This is a genomic window from Candidatus Accumulibacter phosphatis, from assembly GCF_012939955.1.
GTDB lineage: Bacteria > Pseudomonadota > Gammaproteobacteria > Burkholderiales > Rhodocyclaceae > Accumulibacter > Accumulibacter delftensis.
Genome location: NZ_SPMY01000032.1, coordinates 50,465 through 54,278, shown reverse-complemented (window position 1 = coordinate 54,278; position 3,814 = coordinate 50,465). Strand labels below are relative to the sequence as shown.

At 60.9% G+C, this 3,814-nt stretch carries 4 protein-coding genes and 1 pseudogene; 2 read left to right on the top strand and 3 right to left on the bottom strand.

The window, feature by feature from the left end; genetic code table 11:
* Both E4Q23_RS12030 and E4Q23_RS12025 read left to right on the top strand, forming a co-directional pair.
* A pseudogene (locus E4Q23_RS12030) lies at nucleotides 1-485 on the top strand (transposase); the annotation flags it as partial.
* A gap of 116 nt (nucleotides 486-601) precedes the next feature.
* On the top strand, nucleotides 602-922 hold the full coding sequence (locus E4Q23_RS12025; RefSeq protein ID WP_169066855.1) for a hypothetical protein: 321 nt from the start codon (nucleotides 602-604) through the stop codon (nucleotides 920-922).
* A gap of 403 nt (nucleotides 923-1,325) precedes the next feature.
* On the opposite strand, the gene E4Q23_RS12020 is transcribed toward E4Q23_RS12025, so the two are convergent.
* The 3 genes from E4Q23_RS12020 to E4Q23_RS12010 all read right to left on the bottom strand — a co-directional run bounded on the left by E4Q23_RS12020 (nucleotide 1,326) and on the right by E4Q23_RS12010 (nucleotide 3,559).
* A complete protein-coding gene (locus E4Q23_RS12020; protein ID WP_169066854.1) occupies nucleotides 1,326-1,931 on the bottom strand; it encodes a MarC family protein in 606 nt (201 codons plus the stop codon).
* Between the two features lie 166 nt (nucleotides 1,932-2,097).
* Nucleotides 2,098-2,631, bottom strand: a complete 534-nt coding sequence (locus tag E4Q23_RS12015; protein ID WP_169066853.1) for a bacteriohemerythrin — start codon at nucleotides 2,629-2,631, stop codon at nucleotides 2,098-2,100.
* 436 nt (nucleotides 2,632-3,067) lie between these two features.
* Nucleotides 3,068-3,559: a helix-turn-helix domain-containing protein gene (locus E4Q23_RS12010; protein WP_169066852.1), complete on the bottom strand. Its 492-nt coding sequence runs from the start codon at nucleotides 3,557-3,559 to the stop codon at nucleotides 3,068-3,070.
* Nucleotides 3,560-3,814: the final 255 nt, after the last annotated feature.

Below are 3,814 nucleotides of genomic sequence, written 5' to 3'. Positions count from 1 at the left end.
CCGCTTCGACGCTCGACTGCTTGGCGAGCTGGCAAGTGAGATGAATGCGCTGGCGCTGCTGCAAACGCTACCGGGCGTCGACGCGATCGGCGCCGCCATGCTGCTGGTCGAAATAGGCAGCGACATGAGTGCCTTTGGCTCCCCGGATCGCCTCGCTTCCTGGGTCGGCGTTTGCCCGGGCAACAACGAATCCGCCGGAAAACGAAAGTCGGGGCGCGTGCGCAAGGGCAATCTCTACGTCCGCCGACTTCTCTGTGAGTTCGCTCACGCCGCCAGTCGGACCAAATCAGCGTTCCAGTCCAAGTTCCAGTCGCTGATCGTTCGCGCTGGCTCACAAAATGTTGCGCACCATCTTCTTCATGCTCAAGCGTGGCGAACACTACCGGGATTCCGCCACCAACTATGAGCAGCTTTCCGTACAGCGCAACGCTTCTCGCTGGATCAAGGCTCTGACTCGCTTCGGCTTCATCGCCGCAGCCGCTTGATTCACGACAACCCTTTTGCATGACCCCAGGCGATCAGGGGTTCCTGCGTCTTCCAACGAGCTTCTTTCGCATTAACAAATAGGGAAGAGCTGCCAGATTTTGAAACGGAACACCGTTTGATCCGGTGCCTGCAGAGGAAGCGCATCGGCACCTGGGAAACTGCAGACCTGCGACGTGCCAATCACATCGCTCGCGCGGCGGGCGTGGCGCCACCCTGGCCCGAGCCGCCGGACGACGACAGCAACTACCGGGCTGAAATCATCGAGGATGGCAACCGGCATTTCTATCGGGTTGGGGACACCAAGGTCGAAATCAGCGAACTCGAGTACGAGCGCGTGCTCAGCAACCCGACTCTGTACTACTTCTCGCGCGCCTTGAAATTGCACTACAGGCTCACGCGGGCCAGGGACGGCATTGTCGAATCGCTCCCGACCTAGTGTGGTGTTGCGTTCTTGATGAGACTTTCGGCAAGCATCTCCCACCCGCCGTCATTGCGAGGAGGCGAAGCCGACGCGGCAATCCAGAGGTTTGGCTTTTCGCATTGTCACGATGTCAATGCGACGGGAAATAGTGAGACGATGGAACTGGAATGCCACGTCGGCTGCGCCTCCTCGCAATGACGTGCGGGCTGCTTGTAACAGGGGAGCCGGAAGCCAGCCCGCCCATCTGCAACGGTCGCTCGCTCTCCTTCAAGCTCGATGTTTTCGAGAGGAGGACGAGATGGACAAGGACACAGAGCGGAAAACGTCTCGTCTCACGCCACTCCATATTTCTCTATTTTTATCAGCCACTTCTGCTTCTTGTTGAGCATTGAGCGGGAACGACACGCCACCGCCAAACTCAGGCGCTGGCGAGCTGCAAGACGAAAGTCTTGATTCCCCGCAACATCATTTCGATCGACACCGCAACCAGAACCAGCCCCATCAAACGTTCCAGGGCCACCACGAAGCGCTCGCCGGCGATGCGCTGGATGCGTTCGGCGAGCACCAGCACGACGGCGGAAACGGCCATCGTGATCACCAAGGCGCCGATCCATTCCAGGCGCCGCTCCGGCGCCTGCGAAACCAGCAGCAGCACGGTGGCCAAAGCCGATGGCCCGGCGATGGACGGAACGGCCAGCGGCACGATCAGCGGCTCACCCAGCATTTCGGGCCCGTCGCTAACGCCCGGTTGCGGGAAAATCATGCGCAGCGCGATCAGAAAGAGGATCACGCCGCCACCGATTTGCAGTGACAGCTCGCTGAGGTTCATCAGCCGCAAGAAGCTGTCGCCGACGAACATGAAAGTCAGCAACAGGACAAAGGCAATCAGCACCTCGCGCAAAATCACCCACGCGCGGCGCTCGGGCGGCACCGAGCGCAGGGCATTGGCGAAAATCGGAATATTGCCGACCGGATCCGTGATCAGGATCAGCAGGATGGTCGCCGAGGCGAAAGTGTAGTTCATCGATGGATGCGCAGTTTGTCAGCGGTGGATCGCAAAGCGTCAGGCCTCGGACAGAAGCGGTCGCCAGCGACTGGAAGCGCAAGCGCAAAGTAGCAGGCATTGCCCTGCTCCGGCTAGAGCCCGGCCCAATTTCTGGCGCGAAGCGGCTGCCGCTGGTCCCGCCGCCTCAAGAAAGCACCGAAAGCGCCCGAACTGTCCTCGCCGCCGCTCGTCCCCCCGCCGCACGGGCCAGGACCCCATAGTCCATATCGCTGTGAAAGATGTGGCCAACGGTCGCGCTGAGGATGTAATTCATGAGCAGAAATCCCGGTTCGACGTTGTCGTTTTCCGGGTCCATCTGCTCCACCCGAGCGCGGATAAGCTGCATCTCGTCGAGCATCACCTGATGCTCGACGCGGTGCTCGGCGAGGTCTTCGTAGTCCAATCCCGCCAGCACCCCTTCCTCGTAGAGGAAATGCTCCTCGAGCGACTGATGAAGCTCGGCCGTCATCCGCTTCAACTGCTCGACATCGCCGTGCTTGCGCCAGACATCCGAGCTTTTCACCGCCAGGGCGAAGATGGCCTCGTGCTGGGCGTCGATTTGCGGCTGGCCAATATTTAGACGACCATCCCAGGCGATCAACTGCTTGAGCGAAAAATTCGTCAAGCCGTGAACCCCTGACATGCGACCGTCGAACATGGCGCGTGACTTCAAAGCCATGATGCTTCTCCTAAAGAATTCAGTGCTCTACCTCCTTGATTTCGAGCCTGGCCAGGCAGATCGCTCGCGCAATTCCGGGCCCCGGTTGTAGCGAGAATTCGCCGCGCCTCCTTCGTCTTCATCGGCAAGGCTTGGCAGCCATGCCTTTCAGCGCAAGCGCCTGGCTGACTGCCTGTGGTAGCCGCCGCTGCGTCGAAGCAGGTTTTTTTTCCCATCCTATACGACCCACCCACCACAAAACGATTCAAAAGTCTCACTTCTGCCCTTGCCGGAGTGACGATTTCCTGGCGACCACCAGGCGCACCGAGGGCGCCGGCAAGCAAGGAAGCAGGCGGCCGGACACGCGCCGGAGCCGAGCAGGCGCTGCCAACGCCAAGCCTTGCGACTGGCGCCGTATCGAGAACCGGCAGAGCAGCGGGATAAGCGGCCGGCCTGCTCAGCGCGTGCCGCGATCGAGCGCGCGTTGATAAAGATCGACGATCATGGCGGCAAGATGTTCCGGCGAGGCGCGCCCGCCCTGCCCTTGCAGGACGGCCTTGACAACGCCTTCGAGCACGGCTGCGTCAAGCACCGGAGCCTCTGCCGCGGCAGCACTGCCCGAGTTCACCGTATAGGCGGCCCTGTCTTGCGCGATGCCACGCGCGCCGCGCCCGGTCGCCAGCCAGTCGACGCTGACGCCAGCCACGGCGGCAATGGCCAGAGCCCTGTCCAGCGGTGGCATGCGGCCATCTCTGAGATAAGTTCTCAGCACCGACTCGGCCATGCCGCAGCGGCGCGCAAACGACGACACCGACTCGTCGCCGATGATCGCTTTCAAGCGCGCTGCGAGCGCGTCGGCGTCGATGTCGGCAAACGGTCGCGGATCGAGGGCCCGCTCTGCTGTCGTCGGGTTCGGCTTGGAGCCAGGATTGGCGGCAGATCCAGTCATTAACAACCTGTAAAAAAAAACAAGACGAGGAAAATATCGCAAGAAACTGTTGACAAGTCGCAACATCTTGCTGACAATTGGGCTCAGCATCATAGCAGAAAAGCTCAAGTCCGAGCAGCCGACACGCGCTGCAGGAGCTGCAGGAGCTGCGCAAGCTGCAGCCGCTGGTGACCACCGGCGACCGTCACCGGTCGCTGAGAAACGTAGGTTTTTTGTCCGTTGGCATTGAGTTTTGCAATGCGAGGGGGAACAAAC

Coding starts and splice junctions, on each gene's coding strand:
- E4Q23_RS12020 (WP_169066854.1), bottom strand. CDS start 1,931: ATGAACTACACTTTCGCCTCGGCGACCATCCTGCTGATCCTGATCACG.
- E4Q23_RS12010 (WP_169066852.1), bottom strand. CDS start 3,559: ATGACTGGATCTGCCGCCAATCCTGGCTCCAAGCCGAACCCGACGACA.
- E4Q23_RS12015 (WP_169066853.1), bottom strand. CDS start 2,631: ATGGCTTTGAAGTCACGCGCCATGTTCGACGGTCGCATGTCAGGGGTT.